The organism is Rhodococcus sp. NPDC058532 (genome assembly GCF_042719255.1).
Lineage (GTDB): Bacteria > Actinomycetota > Actinomycetes > Mycobacteriales > Mycobacteriaceae > Rhodococcus_G.
In genome coordinates, this window is sequence record NZ_JBHXNU010000007.1 from 46,211 (window position 1) to 67,513 (window position 21,303).

At 71.2% G+C, this 21,303-nt stretch carries 16 protein-coding genes; 12 read left to right on the top strand and 4 right to left on the bottom strand.

The window, feature by feature from the left end:
• Nucleotides 1-72 precede the first annotated feature (72 nt).
• Nucleotides 73-1,212: a winged helix DNA-binding domain-containing protein gene (locus ACFWQG_RS10660; RefSeq protein WP_378507589.1), complete on the top strand. Its 1,140-nt coding sequence runs from the start codon at nucleotides 73-75 to the stop codon at nucleotides 1,210-1,212.
• Nucleotides 1,213-1,257: 45 nt separating this feature from the next.
• Here the strand turns inward: ACFWQG_RS10660 and ACFWQG_RS10665 are convergent, their stop codons facing one another.
• Nucleotides 1,258-2,514 (bottom strand): hypothetical protein, encoded by a 1,257-nt coding sequence (locus tag ACFWQG_RS10665; RefSeq protein ID WP_378507590.1) that lies wholly within the window; start codon nucleotides 2,512-2,514, stop codon nucleotides 1,258-1,260.
• A gap of 186 nt (nucleotides 2,515-2,700) precedes the next feature.
• Here ACFWQG_RS10665 and ACFWQG_RS10670 point away from each other — a divergent pair, with 186 nt between their 5' ends.
• Together ACFWQG_RS10670 and ACFWQG_RS10675 are read left to right on the top strand one after the other, a co-directional pair.
• Nucleotides 2,701-4,527, top strand: a complete 1,827-nt coding sequence (locus ACFWQG_RS10670) for a dynamin family protein (protein ID WP_378507591.1) — start codon at nucleotides 2,701-2,703, stop codon at nucleotides 4,525-4,527.
• Nucleotides 4,524-5,945, top strand: coding sequence for a GTPase (locus ACFWQG_RS10675; protein WP_378507592.1), 1,422 nt, complete (start codon nucleotides 4,524-4,526; stop codon nucleotides 5,943-5,945). Before ACFWQG_RS10670 ends, ACFWQG_RS10675 begins: the two co-directional genes overlap by 4 nt.
• A 42-nt stretch (nucleotides 5,946-5,987) precedes the next feature.
• On the opposite strand, the gene ACFWQG_RS10680 is transcribed toward ACFWQG_RS10675, so the two are convergent.
• Entirely contained in the window at nucleotides 5,988-8,141 is a 2,154-nt protein-coding gene (locus tag ACFWQG_RS10680) for an N-acetylmuramoyl-L-alanine amidase (RefSeq protein WP_378507593.1), read from the bottom strand.
• A gap of 245 nt (nucleotides 8,142-8,386) precedes the next feature.
• Here ACFWQG_RS10680 and ACFWQG_RS10685 point away from each other — a divergent pair, with 245 nt between their 5' ends.
• The 3 genes from ACFWQG_RS10685 to ACFWQG_RS10695 all read left to right on the top strand — a co-directional run bounded on the left by ACFWQG_RS10685 (nucleotide 8,387) and on the right by ACFWQG_RS10695 (nucleotide 11,838).
• On the top strand, nucleotides 8,387-9,913 hold the full coding sequence (locus tag ACFWQG_RS10685) for a SpoIID/LytB domain-containing protein (RefSeq protein WP_378507594.1): 1,527 nt from the start codon (nucleotides 8,387-8,389) through the stop codon (nucleotides 9,911-9,913).
• A gap of 111 nt (nucleotides 9,914-10,024) precedes the next feature.
• The gene (locus ACFWQG_RS10690; protein ID WP_378507595.1) at nucleotides 10,025-11,260 is read left to right on the top strand and encodes a cytochrome P450; all 1,236 of its coding nucleotides are present in this window, start codon (nucleotides 10,025-10,027) and stop codon (nucleotides 11,258-11,260) included.
• The gene (locus ACFWQG_RS10695) at nucleotides 11,257-11,838 is read left to right on the top strand and encodes a TetR/AcrR family transcriptional regulator (protein WP_378507596.1); all 582 of its coding nucleotides are present in this window, start codon (nucleotides 11,257-11,259) and stop codon (nucleotides 11,836-11,838) included. Before ACFWQG_RS10690 ends, ACFWQG_RS10695 begins: the two co-directional genes overlap by 4 nt.
• Here ACFWQG_RS10695 and ACFWQG_RS10700 read toward each other — a convergent pair.
• Both ACFWQG_RS10700 and ACFWQG_RS10705 read right to left on the bottom strand, forming a co-directional pair.
• Complete coding sequence (locus ACFWQG_RS10700) at nucleotides 11,814-12,548, bottom strand: VIT family protein (protein WP_378507597.1); 735 nt, start codon at nucleotides 12,546-12,548, stop codon at nucleotides 11,814-11,816. The two genes, ACFWQG_RS10695 and ACFWQG_RS10700, sit on opposite strands and share 25 nt — an antisense overlap.
• 66 nt (nucleotides 12,549-12,614) lie before the next feature.
• Entirely contained in the window at nucleotides 12,615-13,424 is an 810-nt protein-coding gene (locus ACFWQG_RS10705) for an arylamine N-acetyltransferase (RefSeq protein WP_378507598.1), read from the bottom strand.
• A gap of 118 nt (nucleotides 13,425-13,542) precedes the next feature.
• On the opposite strand from ACFWQG_RS10705, the gene glf reads away from it, so the two are divergent.
• The 6 genes from glf to ACFWQG_RS10735 all read left to right on the top strand — a co-directional run bounded on the left by glf (nucleotide 13,543) and on the right by ACFWQG_RS10735 (nucleotide 21,285).
• Nucleotides 13,543-14,763, top strand: a complete 1,221-nt coding sequence (gene glf / locus ACFWQG_RS10710; protein WP_378507599.1) for a UDP-galactopyranose mutase — start codon at nucleotides 13,543-13,545, stop codon at nucleotides 14,761-14,763.
• Nucleotides 14,760-16,679, top strand: coding sequence for a glycosyltransferase (locus ACFWQG_RS10715; protein WP_378507600.1), 1,920 nt, complete (start codon nucleotides 14,760-14,762; stop codon nucleotides 16,677-16,679). Before glf ends, ACFWQG_RS10715 begins: the two co-directional genes overlap by 4 nt.
• Nucleotides 16,663-17,178: a phosphatase PAP2 family protein gene (locus tag ACFWQG_RS10720; RefSeq protein ID WP_378507601.1), complete on the top strand. Its 516-nt coding sequence runs from the start codon at nucleotides 16,663-16,665 to the stop codon at nucleotides 17,176-17,178. Before ACFWQG_RS10715 ends, ACFWQG_RS10720 begins: the two co-directional genes overlap by 17 nt.
• Nucleotides 17,175-18,080 carry a decaprenyl-phosphate phosphoribosyltransferase gene (locus ACFWQG_RS10725; RefSeq protein ID WP_378507602.1) on the top strand — a complete coding sequence of 302 codons (906 nt, stop codon included), beginning with the start codon at nucleotides 17,175-17,177 and terminating at the stop codon, nucleotides 18,078-18,080. The genes ACFWQG_RS10720 and ACFWQG_RS10725 overlap by 4 nt, the downstream gene beginning before the upstream one ends.
• Nucleotides 18,058-19,992, top strand: a complete 1,935-nt coding sequence (gene zomB / locus ACFWQG_RS10730) for a flagellar motor control protein ZomB (protein ID WP_378507603.1) — start codon at nucleotides 18,058-18,060, stop codon at nucleotides 19,990-19,992. The genes ACFWQG_RS10725 and zomB overlap by 23 nt, the downstream gene beginning before the upstream one ends.
• Nucleotides 19,993-20,289: 297 nt before the next feature.
• Nucleotides 20,290-21,285 carry an alpha/beta hydrolase gene (locus ACFWQG_RS10735; protein ID WP_378507604.1) on the top strand — a complete coding sequence of 332 codons (996 nt, stop codon included), beginning with the start codon at nucleotides 20,290-20,292 and terminating at the stop codon, nucleotides 21,283-21,285.
• Nucleotides 21,286-21,303 lie beyond the last annotated feature (18 nt).

Sequence of the window (21,303 nt, forward strand, 5' to 3'; positions counted from 1 at the left end):
GGGGGGGAGGAGGGGGGGGGGGGGGGGGGGGGGGGGGGGGGGGGGGGGGTCCCCGGGGGGTGTTGGCCCTGTTTGTCCCGCCGACATCCCTTGTCGCGGGGGGGGTGGTCCGCAACGGTAACCAACCCGCCCCGCGGCCTGGTGTGCCTGCACGCCACCGACCCGGCCACCGTCTACCTGTCCGCGCGGGCCCGGGTGGACGGGATGACGGTCGGTGACCTGGATCGGGCGCTGTACGAGGAGCGGTCGCTGGTCCGGCACCTCGCGATGCGCCGCACCCAATTCGTCTTCCCGCGCGAGACGCTGCCCGCCGCGCAGGCCGGGGCGAGCGGCCGGGTCGCCGACCGGGAACGCCGCAGCCTCGTCCGCGATGTGGAGAAGGCGGGGCTGTTCGGCGACGGCGCCCGATGGTTGGACGAGGCGGGTGCCGCGGTGCTCGGCGCGCTCGCCGACGGCGCCGGGCCGGTGTCCTACCGCGAGCTCAAGGCGGCGATTCCGGTGCTCGCCGGGGCCATCGTGCACGGGGAGGGCAAGAGCTGGGGCGGGAAGATGTCGATCGGGCCGCGCGTCCTGACCGTGCTGTCCGCGGAGGGCCTCGTCGTGCGCGCCGGCAACGACGGGTCCTGGTGGACGTCCCGAAACCGCTGGGCAACAACGGAATCGTGGCTCGGGTCGCGGATCGCGTCGGTCCCCGAGGGGGACGGCACCGCGCGCCTGGTCGCCGAATGGCTGCGCGCGTTCGGGCCGGGCACCGAGGCCGACCTGAAGTGGTGGCTGGGTTCGACCCTGACGGCCGTGCGGCAGGCGCTGTCGGTGCTGGACGTCGCCCGGGTGGACCTCGACGGCGGGGTGGGCTACCTGCTCGCGGACGACCTGGCGCCCGTCGGGGCGGTCGAGCCGTGGGCCGCGCTGCTGCCGGGTCTGGACCCGACGACGATGGGGTGGCGCGAGCGCGACTGGTACCTGGGGTCCTACCAGCAGCCGCTGTTCGACAGTGTCGGCAACGCCGGACCCACCGCGTGGTGGGACGGGCGGATCGTCGGCGGCTGGTGGCAGGACGAGGCGGGTCGGGTGGTGGTGCACCTGCTCGAGGACGTCGGAGTCGAGGCCGAGCGGGCGCTCGCCGCGGAGGCCGACGCGCTCACCGAATGGCTGGGCGGGGTCCGGGTGATGCTGCGCTTCCCGTCCCCGCTGTCCAAGCAGTTCGCCTGACCGGCTGCCGTTCCGGGCATCGGCGGTGCCCGGAACGGCGGCGTGCTACCGCGCGTCCTGGTCGGCCTTGGTCAGGATCAGGTACTGCGCCGAGATCTGCCGGTAGACGTCGGTGCGGTCATCGAGGCCGCTTGCCTCCCCGATGTAGCGGCCCACCTGGACCGAGCAGGAGTATTGGTCGGCGCTCTGCGTGGTCTTGGTCAGGCAGCTGGCATTCGGCAGGCCCGCCGGGCTGGGGATCGTCGTCCACCCGTTGGACCGGCTCAGGCCGTCGAATTCGGTGAGCATCGCGGCGGCGTCGTCCGGGGTCGACGCCCGGTACACCGTCGTCTTGTAGATCGCGTTGTGCTCGGAGCCGTGCTTGGACAGGGTCCGGTACATCTCGGCGGGGGAGGCGTAGAAGTGCGACATGCCGCGCGGGCCGTACACGCCGCGGTCCGCGTCGCCGGCAGGCGCGTCCGCCGCCGCCGGGATCGCATAGATCAGGATGTCGTTCTGGTCGACCTCCAGCTGGGGGCGCTCGCCACCGTTCTGGGACCGGGTGGGGGTCCGCGGGAACCGGTCGATCAGCGGTCCCTGCAGCTCCACGATGCGGGCGAGGGTCGCTTCCACCTCGTCGGCCCGGTCCTGCGGCGCGCTCGCCCAGGAGTAGAGGACGTACTCGCCGTGCGGGGTGAACGCCGCGAGCTCGACCTCGCCGGCCACCGCGGTGCTGCTGATGCCGTGCGAGTCCGGCAGGCCGGGGATGTCCACGGCCGTGCTCCCCGGGCGCGCCGCGGACGCCTCGGCCATCTGCCCGGCCGCGGCGGCGGCGGCCGCCGGGTCGATGTACCGCATCACCAGGTTCGTCAGGGCCCGTTCGGTCCCGGCCCGATCGCCAGCGGTCGAGGTCCGCGCCGAGGTGACGAAGCCGTAGATCGCGGACGAGGCGTTCGCGGGGACCTCGTAGACGCTCTCGTCGAGGGTGCCCTTGAGCATCTTGTAGTTGCGGACCACGAACGTCGGGAGGGTCGGATCGTTGAACTCCGGGTCGACCTCCCACGGGGCGACGACGAACTCGGCCATCCGCTGACCGTCGACCGGCGCCACCTCCTCCGGGGTCGCGTTGCCGAACGCGGGAGCCGGGTCGGTGGGGTAGTCGCCGGTGTCCAGCGCCGCCGGATCCACCTCGGCCGTTGCGGTCTCGGCGGTCGCGGTGGTCTCCTCCGACTGCGGGTCCGTCGCCTCGGTGCCGCCGCATCCGGCGACCGCCCCGACGGTCACGGCCGCCGCCACGATCAGCTTGCATCCTCGAAGTCGCACTGCGCTGTCCCCTCTGGGTGTCGATGTCCACCCGGCCGGGTGGTTGGGTCTCGCACGTTGGATGCGGCCGGGCGGCGAAATGTTCCCGGCGGCCGCGGTCAGCGCGCTAGCGCCCACGTCCGGGCCCCCTCGGAACGGCCGTTAGTGTAAGTGCGCAGCTGGCAGCCGGGCGGACGAGGGGGAATCGTGGGTGGTGTCGACTCCGCTCCAACGCCGGAGCGTGTGGCGGAGGTTGTTGCCGCGGCGGGGAAGGTGCTCCGCGCGTACGGCCTCGACGAGCTCGCCGACCTCGCAACGAGGAAGAACGACCCGGACCGGCAGAACCGCACGGTGGTCGTCGTCGGCGAGGTCAACCGCGGCAAAAGCTCGCTGGTCAACGCGCTGGTGGGGCGGCGGAACCTGTGCCCGGTCGGCGTGGACACCACCTCGTCGGTCACGGTGAGCGTCGTCCCCGACGTCGACGGCGAGGACGGGACGGCGACGCTGCTGACCCCCGGCGGGGCACGGCGGATCCCGGTCGCCGAGTTGGATCGGTGGGTGACCGTGGACGGTGCGGGGGTCCGCGATCCCGACGCGGAGTCGCTGCCCACCGCGGCGGTGGTGCCACTGGCCGGGCATGCGCTCGGCGACGTCTCCGTCATCGACACCCCCGGCGTCGGTGGCCTCGAACCCGGCCTGGCGGCGTTGGCGACCCAGACCTCCGCGCAGGCGTGCGTGCTGGTGCTGGTGTGTGATGCGTCCAGCCCGCTGACGGCGCCGGAGATGGCCTTCGCGAGGGAGGCGGCCGCGTCCGTCGACGCGTTGGTGGTCGCGGTGACGAAGACCGACAAGAACCTGCGCCGCTGGCGGCCGATCGTCGCCGAGAACGAGCGGCTGCTGCGCGAACACCTGCAGCGGGCGGTGCCCGTCATCGGGGTGTCCAGCCTGCGGGGTGTCCTCGCCGCCGATGACCCCGACCCGGCACGACGCGCGCACCTCGAGCAGGTCAGCGGAATCGGCTTGCTGCGCAGCGAGATCCATCACCGTCTCGCCGCCGCGTCGGCCCTGCCCGCCGCCGACGCGCTGCGCACCGCATTGGAGGGGCTGCGCACCGTCGCGACCCGGGTGGACGGCGAGTTGGCCGCGGTCGACGATGCGGCCGACCGGTTGCCCGGTCTCACCGCCGAACGCGACCGGCTGACCGAACTGGAGGAGCATTCCCGGCAGTGGGAGCAGTACCTCGCGCGGGACATCACCCTGGTGCGCCAGCAGTCCGCCGACGATCTCGACCGCCGACTCGACGAAATCCGCGACAAGTGGACGACATACGTGAATTCGCATGGCATGCAGGTGTTGCGGCGCAGCCCACAGAAATTTGTCGCCGACATGCAGACCGACCTGCAGGCGGCGATGGCCGAGACGCTCGCCGGTTTCCTGCAGCGGCTGCACGCGGAGGTGTACCAGCCGCGGCTCGGCGATGACCCGGTGCTGTGGGAGGACCTGTGCGGCCGGATCGTCGACTCCATGCGGGACCGGACGATCGAGTCGCATCAGGTGGCGAGCCGTCGGCAGGGTCTGATCGACCCGGCGCTGCTGACGATGGGCGTGGTGGGGTCGTCGACGCTCGGCGGCCTGATCGGGCTGTCCGCGGTCGTCGGAATCGGTGCGGTGGTCGGGACGGTGTGGGTGGGGGTGAACCTGGGGCACCGCGCGATCCGGTCGGGGAAGGCGAACCTGCTGACCTGGCTGCGGGAAACGATCGGCACCACCAAGGTCACCGTCGGCAGGCTGCTGGACGGCGCGGTCGCGCAGGCACGGCCGGAGATCGTGATCGGCTATCGCAGCCACCTGCGCCGCACCCTGGAGGACCTGCGTCGGACCATCAGCACCGCCGAGCAGGCCGCCTCCTCGGACGAGGCGAGCCGCACGAAAACCCGTGAGCGGCTGCAGAACAACCGCCGGATCGTCGGCAAGCGGATCACCGAACTCGAGGAACTGCTTGCCCAGTCGCCGGTCGGGGCGGTGACCCGATGACGCGGGCGGGCCACGACCCGGTGCACGCGGTCGTGGACGACGGGCTGCGCAGGCTCGCCGCGCTCGGCGGGGATCTCGCCGACCACGCGAACGGTCTCGGCGCGATCCTCTGGTCGCCGCCGCGGGTGGTGATCGTCGGCCGGCTCAAGGCCGGGAAGTCGACGCTCGTGAACGCGCTGATCGGGGCGCCGGTCGCGGAAACCGCCGCGCTGGAGGCGACGAAGGTCGTCACCATCTACCAGGACGGGGCACCGTCCCGGGCCGAGGTGGTCGGACTCGACGGGGTGCGCCGCCCGGTCGCGGTGTCACCCGGCGCCGAGATGGCGTTGCCGATCCCGGCCGCCGAGGTCGGGCACGTGCACCGATGGCTGCCGTCGGCGGCGATCCGGGACGTGACGCTGATCGACACGCCGGGGCTGGCGACGCTGACCGCACCGAACGAGGCGGCGACCCGCCGCGCGCTGATCGACGGTGTCGACCAGACCAGGACCGCCTCCGTCGACGCGGACGCCGCGGTGTTCCTGTTCGACGCGACGCCGCGCGCCGACGAGCTCGAGTTCCTCCGGACGCTGCCGTTCACGCCGCTGAACGTCCTCGGAGTGCTCTCCCGGGCCGACGGATTCGGGGAAGGTGCCCTCGGGCAACAGGATCCACTGGTGCTGGCGAGGTCGCATGCGGCGGAGCTGGGGCGACGACTGGCCAGAACGGCGACGGCGGTGACGCCGATCTCGGGGTTGATGGCGCAGACGGCGTACACCGGCGCGCTCACCGAGCGGGACGCACAGTTGCTCGCGGGCCTTGCCCCGTACCACCCACTGGACCTGGTGGACCTGCTCGACTCCGACGACCCGGCCCCGCTGACCCCCGCGGACCGGGACCGACTGCTCGACCTGCTCGGTGAGTACGGCATCCTGCACGGCCGCGGCGTCGCCCGGTCGGGCGCCGCCGCGCTGGGGGCGTGGCTGGCGGAGCGTTCCGGCGTGGAGGACCTGCGGCGGCTGATGCACGCCTCGATCGGGCGGGTCGCGGTGTGGCACAGGGCGGGACGGATCCTCGACCGCCTCGACCGGCTCGCGTATCAGCATCCGGCGCGGGACCAGATCCGCACCATCGCCCACCAGATGCGGTCGGCGCCCGCGCTGCGGCAGGTGACCCTGCTCGAGGATCTCGCGCGGCTGCTCCAGGTCGATCCCGAGTCGCCGCTGGTCGACGAGGTGCGTGACCTGTTGGCCGGCGACACCGCCTGCGGCAGGCTCGGGTTGGCCGCCGATGCCGACCCGGCGCTGATCCGGGCGACCGCCCAGCAGCGCCTCGCCGACGCCCAGCAGCGGGCCGCGTTCTCCACCCAGTCCGCGGCGGAGGACACCGCGCTGGTGACGGTCATCGCCGCCTACCAGGACATGCTCTCGGCCCGCTGAGGATCCGAACGGATCCTCAGCGGGCCGAGAGGGAATCGGGTGTCAGCCCGCGGGCGCGGGTGCCGGAACCAGTGCCTCCGCGGGTGCCGGAGCAGGGGCCTCGGCGGGGGCGGGCGCCTGCGGGGCGGACCCCGCGACCGGTGCTGCGACGTCGGCGGCCGCGCCGTTGTACGCCCGGAGCACGGTCGTCACCACGCCGGTGACCTCGTTGAAGATCAGCGACCCCTTCTCAAACTCGGCCCGCATGCCGTCCGGCACCGCGTACTCGTCGCTGATCGGGAGGCCGAGCGTGCCCGCGTCGAGCCCGCTCTGCTGCCACGTCTCGTAGATCTTGCCGAGCACCGTCCACACCCCGCCGTTCGGTGACGTCGCGATCACCCCGTTCGCGAACTTCACCAGCAGGTTGCCCGCCTTGGCAGGCAACTCCCCGGTCAGCGCGGCGCCGAGCCGTCCGGTGTCGCCGCCCTCCGCGATCCACTTCTGCGCGATCGGGGACTGATCGGTCAGCTTCAGGATCTCGTCGACGAGGGCGACGACCGAGTCGGCCGATCCGGTGTCGAAGGGCAGGGCACCGCCGGAGGCCGGGGGAGCGGGCGGGGCCGCGTCCGGTGCCGGGTTGGCGGGCGCGGCGGCGAGGACACCCGACCCGCTCGAGGAGCCACCGTCCGGGTTGGCCTTCGCGATGGCCCGGATCTCGTTCATCTTCGTGTACGCGGAGTCGCCGGGGCAGCTGGTGTTGCCGACATCGCGGTGCGCGAAGATGATCGGCAGGTCGACCGCCGCGCCCTGCGGGTACGGCGTGAACTCGGTGCCCTCCGACCACATCGTGGTGCGCCCCTGCGGGTCCAGGCCCGCCTTGGCGAGCCGCCAGCCGAGGAACCGGCCGACCGCGTCGACGGTCGCCTGCGGCGGGCTGACCGTGGAGAAGTCGCCCATCATTGCGATGCCCATGGTGTTCTCGTTGAATCCGCCCGCGTGCGCACCCTGGACGTTGCGATCCAGGCCGCCCGCCCGGCCCTCGAAGATCTGGCCGTACTTGTCGACCAGCACGTTGTATCCGACGTCGCACCAGCCGAGGGTCTGCGCGTGGTACGCGTAGATCGAACGGACGATCCCCGCCGACTCGGCGCGGGTGTAGTCGTTGCTGCCCGCGGTGTGATGCACCGTCGCGCCGCCGAGGCTGTCGTCGTAGGTCGGGCCGTCGCAGCGCAGCGACTCATCGGCCCCCCACTGGGCGCGGGTGATCACTCGCGGGCCGGACCCGCCGACCGAGGTCGCGATGTCGGACAGCGACGCGTCCGCGTCCCCCGATCCCGGCTGGATGAGGACGGCGGTGACCGCGTCCGCCAACGCCTGCGCCGGGTCCTGCGCGCGCAGCGGGGTGCTGACAGCGGCCGGGGCGAATGCGATCGGGTCCTTCGACGGGTCGGTCGGGGTCAGCACGTTCGGCCGGGCGGGATCGGCGGGCTGCGCTGCCCCGGCGGGGGCCGCGTCGGCGGATCCGCTCGGCGTCCCGGCGACCGCCTCCGCGGCCTTGGTGACCAGCACCTGCACCGCGGTCGTGTCACCGACGTACACCGGCTCGGTCCCGGTCTTTCCGCCCGCCGCCCGATCGTTCTTGCCGGTCTCGAGCTGCTCGGTCGCGAACCACGGACCCCACGAGCCGTCGGCAAGCCGGGCCCGGACCTTGGCCGCGGTCGCGCCGAGCTCGGAGGTCAGCGCGATCATGCTGAACGGGGTGTCGCGGACGATCTCCTTGACCGCGGTGCCGAGCTCCTCCGCTGGCGCGGGGGCGCCGTTCTCCGCTGGCGCGGGGGCGACCGGTTCGGCGACATCCGACGGCGCCGACGGCAGCAGCTCGGTCGGCAGGGTGATGGTCTCCGGGAGGGTGATGCCCTCGGGCAGCGGCAGGCCCTGCGGGACGGCGATCTCCGACGGGAGTGGCAGCTTCTTCAGGTCGGACAGGCGCAGGTCGGGCAGATCGAGCCCGGTCAGTTCCTTCACCGGAACGACGATGTCGGGGATCTGGGCGAGTGCGATCTCGGCGATCTGGGTTGGGACCGCGACCGGCGACGAGTCGCTGGTCGAGCGGATGCCCGACGTACTGGACACGCCCCAAACCGCGAACGGGGCGGCGATGGCCACGGCGGCGACCGTCCCCAGGACGATCGACGACTTCGGTCGACGGTGCGGCAAAACGGCTCCCTCGGTTGCTACTGGCGTGTGCGGTCTGCGCCGGCTGCCGGGATGGTGACATCCGACCCGACGGTGTTACTGGTGTTACCAATGTGACAGATGTTGCCAATGCCGAGCACTCTTGCAACACTAGCCACAGATTACCTAAGCCTCAACTTTAGATTGAGACTTTGCTCGATGTCCGGGTGTCGACCGTTCGGCCGACGAGGACCCGGGGACAACTCCGTCGACGAGGAGACCTGGCCATGGCGAAACTCCGTCGCACATCAGCCCCGCGGAGACGATCCGATCGCGGGGGGCGCACCTCCCCGCTCCGTCGGTCGCTGACCCTGGGGGTGGTGCCCGCGCTGGTCGCGGCGGGCGCGGTCGGGACCCTCCTCGTCGACTCCGGGGACCCGGCGGTGATGCCCGTGGTCGCCGCCGACACCCCGTTCACCATCTCCGGCCACGGCCACGGGCACGGCCGCGGCATGGGGCAGTGGGGTGCCTACGGGTACGCCAAGAACGACGGATGGTCCGCCGAGCGGATCGTCGGCCACTACTACGGCGGCACCGAGCTCGGCGACGTCACCGACCGGCGGATCGGGGTCCGGCTCGTCGGGCTGGACGGCAAGGGGCTCGGCGCCTACTCGGATGCCGGGGCGCGGGTGGCGGGCCGGGACGTCGCGCCCGGCGAGGCCGTGCACCTGACCGCGACCCCCGGCGGCGCGGCGGTCGTCGTCACCCAGGGGTGCGACGGCGCGGTCGTGTGGCAGGGCGCAACCGACCATCCATGGGTGGACCCGATCGACCTGTCCCCGGACCGGCCCGCGAACGAACACCTGAAACTGTGCGGCGGCAACACTTTCCGCGGATCGCTCGGCGTCGCGCTCGACGGTGTCGAGTCCCGGGTCCTCAACAACCTCGACCTCGAGGACTACCTCCTCGGGGTGGTGCCGGTGGAGGCAAAGGCCGACTGGGCCGACAGCGGCGGGAAGGAGGCGCTGCGCGCCCAGGCGATCGCCGCCCGCTCCTACGCGGCGGCCGAGCATCGCTATCCCTACGCCGAAACCTGCGACACCCAGGACTGTCAGGTCTACGGCGGGTCGAGCCGGGAGGACGACCGGACCACCGAGGCGGTGCGGACCACCGCGGGCAAGGTGATCACCCGGGGTGGGCAACCCGTCTCCGCCGAGTTCTCCTCGTCCACCGGCGGATACACCTCCGGCGGTGAGTTCGCGGCCGTCGAGGATCGCGGGGACACCCTCTCGCCGACGCACGACTGGACGCAGACCCTCACCGCGGGCGAGATCGGTCGCGCGTTCGGCGTCGGCGACCTGCGGTCGATCACCGTCGTCGGCCGCAACAACCTCGGCGCCGACGGCGGCCGGGTCACCGACCTTGAGGTCGCCGGATCGGGCGGCACCGCCCGGGTGTCCGGTCAGGAGGCGCGGACGAAGCTCGGCCTCAAGTCGGACTGGTTCACCGTCACCGAGGGGCTCGTCGCGCCCGGTGCCGCGCCGGGCCCGGCCCCGGACCTGCCGCCGACCGCGCCCGGCGAACCGCCCGCCCCCACCGAGATCGAGAAGAAGTACGCCGAGATCGGTGGCCCGGCAGGGGCATTGGGTGACCCCATCGGCCCGGAGATGTCTATGCCGGACGAGGCGGGCCGGTTCCGGATGTTCGAGGGCGGCGCGATCGTGTGGACGCCCGCCCTCGGTCCGCAGGTCATCGACGCGAGCGTGGTGATCTCCGAGCTCCCCGGTCTCCCCGGTCTCGGCAGCACCAGCTGACCCAGCCAAGCGGCTGCGCCGCCCGTGCGTGATTTTCACCCCGACCGGGGTGAAAATCACGCACAGTTCGGGGTGGTTGACATATTCGAGCATCTGTCTCACTCTCGACACATGACGACGATGATGTCCGGCAGTGTGGCCTACGTTCCGCCCACGGGGGAGACCTGGCGCGACCCGTTCGGCATGTACGCGGCGCTGCGCGAGCACGACCCGGTCCACCACGTGGTGCCCGCGTCCACCCCGCAGCACGACTACTGGGTGCTGACCCGGCACGCCGACGTGTTCGCCGCCGCCCGCGACCACGAGACCTTCTCGTCGGCGGACGGGCTGACCACCAGCTACGGCGAACTGGACAAGATCGGCCTGCGGGACAATCCGCCGCTGGTGATGCAGGACCCGCCGCAGCACACCGACTTCCGCAAGCTCGTCGCCCGCGGTTTCACGCCGCGTCAGGTCGAGTCGGTGGAGCCTGCGGTACGGGCCTTCGTGGTCGAGCGCATTGAGGGGTTGCGCGCGGCAGGCGGCGGCGACATCGTCACCGAGCTGTTCAAGCCGCTGCCGTCGATGGTGGTCGCGCACTACCTCGGGGTGCCGGAGGAGGACCGCGGCCGGTTCGACGGCTGGACCGAGGCGATCGTCGCGGCCAACGCGACCGGCGACCCGCTCGCCGCGGCGAACGCGGTCGGCGAGCTGATGGGGTACTTCGGGGAGCTGATCGCCCGCAGGCACGCCGAGGCCGCGACCGGGGAACTCGGCGACGACACCATCTCCCACCTGGTGTCCGCCGGGATGGGCGCGGACGGCGACCTCTCCGGGCTGCTGTCCATCCTCGGGTTCGCGTTCACGATGGTCACCGGCGGCAACGACACCACCACCGGCATGCTCGGCGGATCGTCCGCGCTGCTCACCCTGCACCGCGACCAGCGGGCGCTGCTCCTTGAGGACCCGTCCCGCATCCCGGACGCCGTCGACGAGCTGCTGCGCCTGACGTCGCCGGTGCAGGGGCTCGCCCGCACCACCACCCGCGACGTCACCCTGCACGGCGTCACCATCCCGGCGGGCCGGAAGACGTTGCTGGTCTACGGTTCCGCGAACCGCGACCAGCGAATGTACGGCGACGACGCGGAGCAGTTGAACGTGCTGCGGGCGCCGCGTCAGATCATGACGTTCAGTCACGGCGGCCACCACTGCCTCGGTGCCGCGGCCGCCCGGATGCAGGCCCGCGTTGCGCTCGAGGAACTCCTCGCCCGGTGCCCCGAGTTCGAGGTGGACGTCGACGGAATCGTCTATGCGCCAGGAAACTACGTCCGGCGTCCGCTGCACGTCCCGTTCCGGGTGCGTCCGTGACTTGGCTGCGGGAGGAGCGGTCCGGGATCGCCGCGGAGCGGATCCTGGACGCGGCGGCGGACCTGTTCGTGCGGCGCGGTGTCGCGACCACCGGGATGGCCGAGATTGCCGCCGCCGCGGGATGTTCACGCGCCACCCTGTACCGCCACTTCGACGGTCGGCGCTCGCTGCACCGCGCGTTCGTGCACCGGGAGGCGCGCCGGGTCGGTGAACGCGTCGCCTCCGAGGTCGCCGCCATCCCCGACCCCGAACGCCGGATCGCCGACGCGATTCTCGCCGCCGTCCGGCAGGTGCGGGAAACCCCGACCCTCGCGGTCTGGTTCGCGGTCGAGGACGCCGGGATCGCGTCGGAGTTGGCGAGCACCTCGGAGGTGATCGAGGTGCTCGGCGCGGCCTTCCTCGCCGGCGCGTCCGGCGCCGACGGGACGGATCTGTCGCGGCAGGCACGGTGGGTGGTGCGGGTGATCGTGTCGCTGCTCACCGTTCCCGCGGCGGACGCCGACGAGGAGCGGGCCCTGGTCGAGCAGTTCGTGGTGCCCGCCCTGGCGGCGGGTCAGACCACGGTGCCGAACGCCTGACCGATCGCGAAGGTCACCACCATCGCCAGCGCGCCACCGAGCACCACCCGGGGCACGGCGCGGGCCCGGCGGGATCCTCCGAGTCGGGCACTGATGCTGCCGGTCAGGGCGAGGGCGACCAGCACCGCGACGAACGTCACCGGGATCCGCAGCGGCTGCGGCGTCGCCAGGATCGCGATCAGCGGCAGCATCGCGCCGATCGTGAAGGACACCGCCGACGACCTCGCCGCCTGCCACGGATTCGTCAGGTCGTTCGGATCGATGCCCAGCTCCGCGTCGGCGTGCGCGGCGAACGCGTCGTGCGCGGTCAGTTCCTCCGCCACCTGCCGGGCGGTGGCCGGTGCCAGGCCCTTCGCCTCGTACAGGTCCGCCAGCTCCCGCAGCTCGTCCTGCGGGGTGTCCCGCAGTTCGGCGCGTTCCCGCGCGAGCAGTGCCCGTTCGGTGTCCCGTTGGGTGCTCACCGAGACGTACTCGCCGAGCGCCATCGACACCGCGCCCGCCGCGAGCCCGGCGAGGCCTGCGGTGAGGATGGGGCCGCTTTCGGTCGTCGCCGCCGCGACACCCACCACCAGGCCCGCGGTCGAGACGATGCCGTCGTTCGCGCCGAGCACGCCCGCCCGCAGCCAGTTCAGCTTCGCGTACAGGCCCTGAGCAGGTGGCTCGGTGGGCGTCGGGTCGCTGTCGCCGGGTGCGTGCACATCGGTGCTCATGACCGAAACGCTATCGGCGTCAACGGCATCCGGCCAGCAATGTAAGCCTGCCCGAAGTCCGGCGGATCAGTCGAGGCGCGCGAACGCGGCGTCAAGGCCGTCGAGACCCGCGGCGTCGATCAGAAAGTCCCGCTCCAGGACGGTCCGGAAGGCGGCGGCGTCGTCGATCGGCGAGTGCTCGGTGCTGCCGTCCGCGTGGTGCACGGTCAGCCTGCGACCGGCCAGCGCGTAGCGGCGATCGTCGGTGGCGCGCGCCGCCATCGGCATCGTGACGAACCGCGACTGCGGCCACGTCGACAGGTACCAGTTGGTCGGCTCGTAGTCGATCGGCTGCTGCGGGTGCAGGTCGAAACGGTACGTGGTGCGCCACTCGTCGCCGATCCGGGCCTGCATCGCCCAGTCCCCGTCCAGGTCGACCAGCCGGAACGGCTCGAGCGGGGTGTCCTGCACGGTGTCGCGTTCGAGGCGCAGGGTGCCGGTCAGCGTCATGCCGCCGAAGCCGGTGTCGATCACACGCCGCTCCTCGTCGAGGTCGACGAGCAGCAGCATGTGCGTGCGGCCAGTGATTGCGTGCGGGTCCGGGGACCCCCACAGCACCCGCCCGGCCAGCGCGGTGACCGTATATCCGAGGTCCAGCAGCGCCGCCCGCAGCAGCAGGCCGTGTTCGAAGCAGTAGCCGCCGCGGCCACCGTCGACGAGCTTCGCCCGCAGGGACGGCAGGTCCAGCCGGTTCGGCACACCCCGGAACGGGTCCAGGTTCTCGAACGGGATCGAGCGGGTGTGCCCGGCCGCGATCGCGTCGAGTGTCGCGCGGGTCGGGGACCGATCGCCGGTGTGGCCGATCCGGGACAGGTAGGCGTCGAGGTCGAGGGTCACGCCCTCACGGTATGCGGTCCGCCGCACCGTGCGTGATTTGTACCCCGGTCGGGGTGAAAATCGCGCACGGGCGGCGGAGCCGCGGCGCCGTTGCGGGCTTCCGATACCCTGGTTGCCCGTGACCTCCGTATCCCCAGACTCCGCGACCTCCGGCCAGTACGACCTGATCATCGTCGGGTCCGGCTTCTTCGGACTCACGATCGCCGAGCGGGCGGCGACCCAACTCGGCAAGCGGGTCCTTGTCCTCGACAGACGGCACCACATCGGCGGCAACGCCTACTCCGAGGCCGAGCCGGAGACCGGCATCGAGGTTCACCAGTACGGGGCGCACCTGTTCCACACCTCGAACAAGCGGGTCTGGGACTACGTCACCCAGTTCACCGACTTCACCAGCTACCAGCACCGCGTCTTCGCGATGCACAAGGGGCAGGCCTACCAGTTCCCGATGGGCCTCGGGCTGGTCTCGCAGTTCTTCGGCAAGTACTTCACCCCGGATGAGGCGCGCGCGCTGATCGCCGAGCAGTCCGCCGAGATCGACAGCAAGGACGCGTCCAACCTCGAGGAGAAGGCGATCTCCCTGATCGGGCGCCCGCTCTACGAGGCGTTCGTCCGGGACTACACCGCCAAGCAGTGGCAGACCGACCCGAAGAACCTGCCCGCAGGCAACATCACCCGCCTTCCGGTGCGCTACACCTTCGACAACCGGTACTTCAACGACACCTACGAGGGTCTGCCCGTTGACGGCTACACCGCGTGGCTGGAGAACATGGCGAAGGACGACCTCATCGAGGTGCGCCTGAACACCGACTGGTTCGACGTCCGCGACGAGCTGCGCGCCGCCAGCCCCGACGCCCCGGTCGTCTACACCGGACCGCTGGACCGGTACTTCGACTACGCCGACGGCGAGCTGGGCTGGCGCACCCTCGACTTCGAGACCGAGGTGCTGCCGACCGGCGACTTCCAGGGCACCCCGGTGATGAACTACAACGACGCCGACGTCGCGTACACCCGCATCCACGAGTTCCGGCACTTCCACCCCGAACGCGAGTACCCGGCCGACAAGACGGTGATCATGCGGGAGTTCTCCCGGTTCGCCGAGTCCACCGACGAGCCCTACTACCCGATCAACACCCCCGCGGACCGCACCAAGCTTGAGGCCTACCGGCTGCGCGCGAAGGCGGAGACCGAGAACGCGAAGGTGCTGTTCGGTGGCCGCCTCGGCACCTACCAGTACCTGGACATGCACATGGCGATCGCGAGCGCGCTGAGCATGTTCGACAACACGCTGCGCCCGCACCTGGAGTCCGGTGCCCCGCTCGGTGGCGGGGTGGAGGCATGACCCCGAAGCACGTGATGGACCAGGACGCGCTCGTCGACACCCCGGATCTGCTCGGCACGGCGCTGCTGCAACGGGTGATCCTGCCGCGCGCCGGTGAGCCGCTCGACGTCCGCACCCTCTACCTCGAGGAGTCGCCGACCAATTCCCGTCGGGCGCACTCGCTCTCGCGCACCTCGCTGTCGTTGGGCGCGGAGTCCGAGGTGTCGATGTGCAGCTACTTCAACGCCTTCCCGGCCAGCTACTGGCGGCGCTGGAGCATCCTGACGTCGGTGGTGCTGCGGCTGGAATTGACCGGACACGGCCGCGTCGACGTCTACCGCTCGAAGGCGGACTCGTCGCGAATCCACGTGCAGGGCAAGGAGTTCCGCGGGGATTCGGATCCGACGACCGTGGAGTTCGAGGTGGACCTGGCGCCGTTCGAGGACGGCGGCTGGATCTGGTTCGACATCACCACCGACACCGACGTCGACCTGGTCGCCGCGGGCTGGTACGCGCCGATCGAGGCGCCCGGCGCCGGTCGGGTCGCCCTCGGCATCCCGACGTTCAACCGGCCGACCGACTGCGTGAAGGCGCTGACCGCGCTCGGCTCGGACCCGCTGGTCCTCGACGTGATCGACGCCGTGATCATCCCGGACCAGGGCACCCGCAAGGTCCGCGACGAGCCCGGATTCGCGGAGGCAGCCGCGGTCCTCGGCGACCGGCTCGCGATCCACGACCAGGCCAACCTCGGCGGCTCCGGCGGCTACAGCCGGGTGATGTACGAGGCGCTGAAGACCACCACCGCCGAGCACATCCTGTTCATGGACGACGACATCGAGATCGAGCCCGACTCGATCCTGCGTGCCCTCGCCCTGTCCCGGTTCGCGAAGTCCCCGATGCTCGTCGGCGGGCAGATGCTGAACCTGCAGGAACGCAGCCACCTGCACACGATGGGCGAGGTGGTGAACCGGTCCATCTTCATGTGGTCCGCCGCCCCGAACGTCGAGTACGACCACGACTTCTCCCGCTACCCGCTCGGCGACCGGGAGAACTCGAAGCTGCTGCACCGGCGCATCGACGTCGACTTCAACGGCTGGTGGATGTGCATGATCCCGCGGGTCGTCGCGGAGGAGATCGGCCAGCCGCTGCCGCTGTTCATCAAGTGGGACGACACCGAGTACGGGCTGCGGGCCCGCGCCGCCGGCTACCCGACGGTGACGATGCCCGGCGCCGCGATCTGGCACATGGCCTGGTCCGACAAGGACGACGCGATCGACTGGCAGGCGTACTTCCACCTGCGCAACCGTCTCGTCGTCGCGGCGCTGCACATGCCGGGCAACGGCCGCGGCATGGTCGTCAACACGGTCAAGGCGACCCTCAAGCACCTGCTGTGCCTCGAGTACTCCACCGTCGCGATCCAGAACCAGGCGATCCGCGACTTCCTCGGCGGCCCGGAGCACATCTTCGACCTGCTGCCGACCGCGCTCGGCCAGGTGCACGCGATGCGCAGGGAGTACCCGGACGCGGTCGTGCTGCCGTCATCGACGGAGCTGCCGCTGCCGTCCGGCGCCGGTGTCGGCGCCGTCGGTGACCCCGGCAACCCGCTCGCCAAGCTGGTCCGGCTCGGGAAGGGCCTGGTCCACAATGCGACGCCGGCGCACGAGGAACACCACGAGCGCCCGCAGCTGAACGTGCCGACCCTCGACGCCCGCTGGTTCCTGCTCTCGCAGGTGGACGGCGTCACCGTCACCACCGCCGACGGTCGCGGCGTCGTCTACCGCAAGCGCGACCCGCGGCAGGCCTGGGGACTGCTCACCGAGGCCATGCGCCTGCGCCGCGAGCTGGCCCGACGGTTCCCCGAACTCAAGGACGAGTACGCCGCCGCGGTGCCGTCGCTGACGAGCAAGGAGAGGTGGGAGCGTGTCTTCGGCATCTGAGGTCAGGATCCTGAACCGGGTCCAGTCCACGATCGGCGCGCGCCCGGAGGTCGTTGCGGCCGCTCGCGGCCTGTCGCACTTCGGTGAACACGCCCTCGGCTGGATCGCGATCGCCGGTGTCGGCGCCGCGCTGGACCGGCCCCGTCGCAGGCAGTGGGCGGGGGTCGCGGTCGGCGCGGTCGGCGCGCACGCCGCGTCCATCGTGATCAAACGAGTGGTCCGCAGGCCCCGGCCGAACGACCCGTCCGTCCAGGTCAACGTGTCGACGCCGAGCAAGCTGAGCTTCCCGTCCTCGCATGCGACCTCGACCACCGCCGCCGCGGTGCTGCTCGGTCGGCTGACCGGGCTACCCTTGCCCGCGGTGCTCGTGCCCCCGATGCTGCTGTCGCGGCTGGTGCTGGGCGTGCACTACCCGACCGACGTGCTCGCCGGGTCCGCCCTGGGAGCAGCCTCGGCCGCAGTGGTGCTGCGCGCCGACAGGAAGTGTGGAGAGAGATGAGCGAGCACCCGACCGAGGTCGCCGGACCGCCCAAGTCGCTGCCTGCCGGGATCGTCAAGGCGCTGCGCCCGCGGCAGTGGGTGAAGAACGTCCTGGTGCTCGCGGCGCCGCTGGCGGCGGGCTCGGTCACCGAGCCCGACGTGCTGCTGCCCGTCGCGCTGGCGTTCGTGGTGTTCTGCATGGCCGCGTCCGGCATCTACCTCGTCAACGACGCGATGGACGTCGAGTCGGACCGGCAGCACCCGACGAAACGGTTCCGGCCGATCGCCGCGGGCGTGCTGCCCGTCGGGCTGGCGTACGCGATGGCGGCGGTGCTGCTCGCCGGCTCGATCGGGCTCTCGTTCATCGCGAACTGGCAGCTGGCGGTCGTGATGTCGGTGTACATCGTGATCCAGCTGGCCTACTGCTTCGGACTGAAGAACCAGGCCGTCCTCGACATCTGCATCGTCTCGTCCGGGTTCCTGATCCGGGCGATCGCGGGCGGTGTCGCCGCCGACATCCCGCTGTCGCAGTGGTTCCTGCTGATCATGGCGTTCGGCTCGCTGTTCATGGCGGCGGGCAAGCGGTACGCCGAGCTCAAGCTCGCCGAGGCGACGGGCGCGAAGATCCGCAAGGCGCTGCAGTACTACACGTCCACCTACCTGCGGTTCGTCTGGACGCTGGCCGCCACCGCCGTGGTGATCTGCTACGGACTGTGGGCCTTCGAGCGGGATCAGGCGACCGGGACCAACTGGTTCGCCATCTCGATGATCCCGTTCACGATCGCGATCCTCCGCTACGCCGTCGACATCGACGGCGGCGAGGCCGGTGAGCCCGAGGAGATCGCGCTGCACGACCGGGTGCTGCAGTTCCTCGCGCTCGCGTGGATCGGAGTCGTGGGTGTCGCTGTCTACATCGCCTGACACGGGCCGCGCGGAGGAGATCGCGCCACCCGCCCGCGCCGCGTCGGAGACCGTCGCGGCGCCGGTGGCGCGGCTGGTGTACCTCACTGGGATCGTGGTCACCGGTGCCCTGTTCCTGTGGGGTGCGTGGGAGCGGCGCTGGATCGCCGACGACGGGCTGATCGTGCTGCGCACCGTCCGGAACCTGCTCGCCGGGAACGGGCCGGTGTTCAACGCGGGCGAGCGGGTGGAGGCGAACACCAGCACCCTGTGGACCTACCTGATCTACGCGTTCGGCTGGGTGACGCAGATCCGGCTCGAGTACGTGGTGCTGACCCTGGCGCTGGTGCTGTCGGTCGCCGCGGTGGTGCTGGCGATGGTCGGCACCGGAACCCTCTGGCGCGGTGCCGACCAACGGGGTCGCTCCGCGGGCTCCGCTGCTGCCGCGGGCACCCTGCTGCTGCCCGCGGGCGCGCTGGCCTACATCGCGGTGCCCCCGGCCCGCGACTTCGCGACCTCCGGCCTGGAGAGTTCCCTGGTCATCTTCTGGATCGCCCTGCTGTGGCTGCTGATGGTGCAGTGGTCCCGCCGCACCCCGACCCCCGGCCGGGTGCTGGTCCTCGCGTTCCTCGCCGGGCTCGGGCCGCTGGTCCGCCCGGAGATGGTTGTCCTCGCGGCGCTGGTGCTGTTGATGCTGGTGCTCAGCCCGGGGACCTGGCGGCTGCGGGCCGCGATCGTCGCGGTCGCTGGCGCGGCCCCGGTCGGCTACCAGATCTGGCGGATGGGCTACTACGGCCTGCCCTATCCGAACACGGCGGTGTCCAAGGACGCGGGCGGCGCCAAGTGGTCGCAGGGCCTGACGTATCTGTGGAATCTCGTCGGACCGTACTGGCTGTGGCTGCCGCTGCTGGTCATCGGCGGCTACGTCGGGTGGCTGGTGTACCGGCGCAGCGGGTTCGCGCTGCCCGGTGACCGGGTCGGCGCGACCGGTCTGGCCCGGCTGCACAGCCCCGCCGCGGTGGTGCTGCTGTTCGTCGGCACCGGACTGCTCCTCGGCGTCTACTCGGTCCGGGTCGGCGGCGACTTCATGCACGGGCGGGTGCTGCTGCCGGTGCTGTTCTGCCTAATCCTGCCGATCGCGGTGCTCCCGGTGCGGGTGCCGCGCCGGGACCAGTGGGGGCGGACACCGGCAACCGCGCTGTTCGCCGCCGGTTCGCTGGCATGGCTGGTGACGATCGGGTGGGCGGTCGTCGCGTCCACCGCGCAGGGCATGCCGAACGGCACCGTCGTTGGGAAATCCGGCATCGTCGACGAGCGCAACTTCTACGTCCTCAACACCGGGCACGAGCACCCGATCCGGGCCGAGGACTACCTCGACTACCCGCGAATGCGCGCCATGGTCGAGACGATCAACAACACTCCCGACGGCGGCCTGCTGCTGCCGTCCGGCTACTACACCTTCTGGGATCTCGTGCCGCCGCCAGCGCCGATCCCGGAGGGCGGCGCCGGTCACACGGTGTTCTTCCTGAATCTCGGCATGACGAGCATGAACGTCGGCCTCGATGTGAAGGTCGTCGACCAGATGGGCCTTGCCTATCCGCTCGCCGCGCACACCGAGCGGCTCGGGGACGGCCGGATCGGGCACGACAAGGCGCTCTACCCGGACTGGGTCGTCGCCGACACCGGGATGGTGGACCGGCATCCGTGGCTGCCGCCGTACCTGGACGAGAACTGGGTCGCGCGGGCCCAGGTCGCGCTCACCTGCCCGGACACCCAGGAGTTGCTGGCCTCGTCGCGCGGGGACCTGACGCGGGCGTTGTTCATCCGCAACGTGAAGCGCGCGTTCCACTACGCGGGCTACCGCATCGACCGGGTTCCGGAGTACGAGATCGCGCGGTGCGGGCTGCAGTTGCCGCCGGAGCTGCCGCGCTGAGACGCGGGCGGGTGAAACCCCGACTAGCGACAAAGGTCACGTTCATGTAACGCTCGTGACCGGAATGCGATGTACAGATAGATGAACTGCCCGGTACCGGCCCCGCGGGGCCGATTTCGGGCGCCGGGGCAGTGGTTGTCAGGTCAGGGACGTTCGCATACGCTGCGGCGAGCGCAGTGTGACCTTGATTCGTTCCACTGCCGGTCCCGCGTGCGTTGGGCCGGCAGAGCCGTGGCTTCGTGCCAGACTTTCGGGCCGCTTCGGCGGATACCGCAGGAGAGAAAGAGAGCAATATTCATGCGTATTGGCAGACCGAGGTTCCAGAACCTCAAGCGACGCCTCCTCGGCCTTTCGGCCGCAGCGCTCGTGCTGCCCGTCACTGCTGGTATTGCGGGTACCGCCGTCGCAGGCGCCGCACCGTCCGTGCACCGCGCACCGGCGGGCGGCTTCGAAGAGGTGATGGTTCCCTCCTCCATGGGCCCGGTCAAGGTGCAGATCCAGTGGGCGAAGCGGGGCGGCGACGCCGCGCTGTACCTGCTCGACGGACTCCGCGCCCGCGACGACCGCAACGCGTGGTCGTTCGAGACCAACGCGCTCGACCAGTTCGCGAACGACAACATCACCCTGGTGATGCCGGTCGGTGGCCAGTCCTCCTTCTACAGCGACTGGATCGCGCCGTCGAACTTCAACGGCCAGAAGACCACCTACAAGTGGGAGACCTTCCTCACCGAGGAGCTCCCCGATTACCTCGCCACCCGCGGCGTCTCGCGCAGCAACAACGGCGTCCTCGGCCTGTCGATGGGCGGCTCCGCTGCCCTGACGCTGGCCGCGTACCACCGCGACCAGTTCAAGTTCGCCAGCTCGCTGTCCGGCTACCTGAACATCTCGGCGCCCGGCATGCGTGAGGCCATCCGCGTCGCGATGCTCGACGCGGGCCGCTTCAACGTGGACTCCATGTGGGGCCCGCCGTGGAGCAAGGCGTGGCTGCGCAACGATCCGTTCGTGTTCGCCCCCAAGCTCGAGGGCCTGTCGCTGTACATCTCGTCGGCGAGCGGTCTGCCGGGTGAGTACGACGCGCCGCGCAAGCCGATCGACTACTACAACACCGCGAACGGCATGGGCCTCGAGGCCCTGGCCCTGGTCAACACCCGCGCCTTCCAGGCGCGGATGGCGACCCTGGGGATCCCGGCGACCTACAGCTTCCCGTCGAACGGCACCCACTCGTGGCCGTACTGGTCGGCGGAGCTGTTCAAGGCCCGCGGCCAGATCCTGGACACCCTGAACGCCTGGTGACCGGATCTCCAACGCGAT

What these genes read in the sequence shown, in the direction of transcription:
- ACFWQG_RS10675 (WP_378507592.1), top strand. Translation starts at nt 4,524, where the DNA reads ATGACGCGGGCGGGCCACGACCCGGTGCACGCGGTCGTGGACGACGGG.
- ACFWQG_RS10685 (WP_378507594.1), top strand. Translation starts at nt 8,387, where the DNA reads ATGGCGAAACTCCGTCGCACATCAGCCCCGCGGAGACGATCCGATCGC.
- ACFWQG_RS10690 (WP_378507595.1), top strand. Translation starts at nt 10,025, where the DNA reads ATGACGACGATGATGTCCGGCAGTGTGGCCTACGTTCCGCCCACGGGG.
- ACFWQG_RS10700 (WP_378507597.1), bottom strand. Translation starts at nt 12,548, where the DNA reads ATGAGCACCGATGTGCACGCACCCGGCGACAGCGACCCGACGCCCACC.
- ACFWQG_RS10715 (WP_378507600.1), top strand. Translation starts at nt 14,760, where the DNA reads ATGACCCCGAAGCACGTGATGGACCAGGACGCGCTCGTCGACACCCCG.
- ACFWQG_RS10725 (WP_378507602.1), top strand. Translation starts at nt 17,175, where the DNA reads ATGAGCGAGCACCCGACCGAGGTCGCCGGACCGCCCAAGTCGCTGCCT.
- ACFWQG_RS10735 (WP_378507604.1), top strand. Translation starts at nt 20,290, where the DNA reads ATGCGTATTGGCAGACCGAGGTTCCAGAACCTCAAGCGACGCCTCCTC.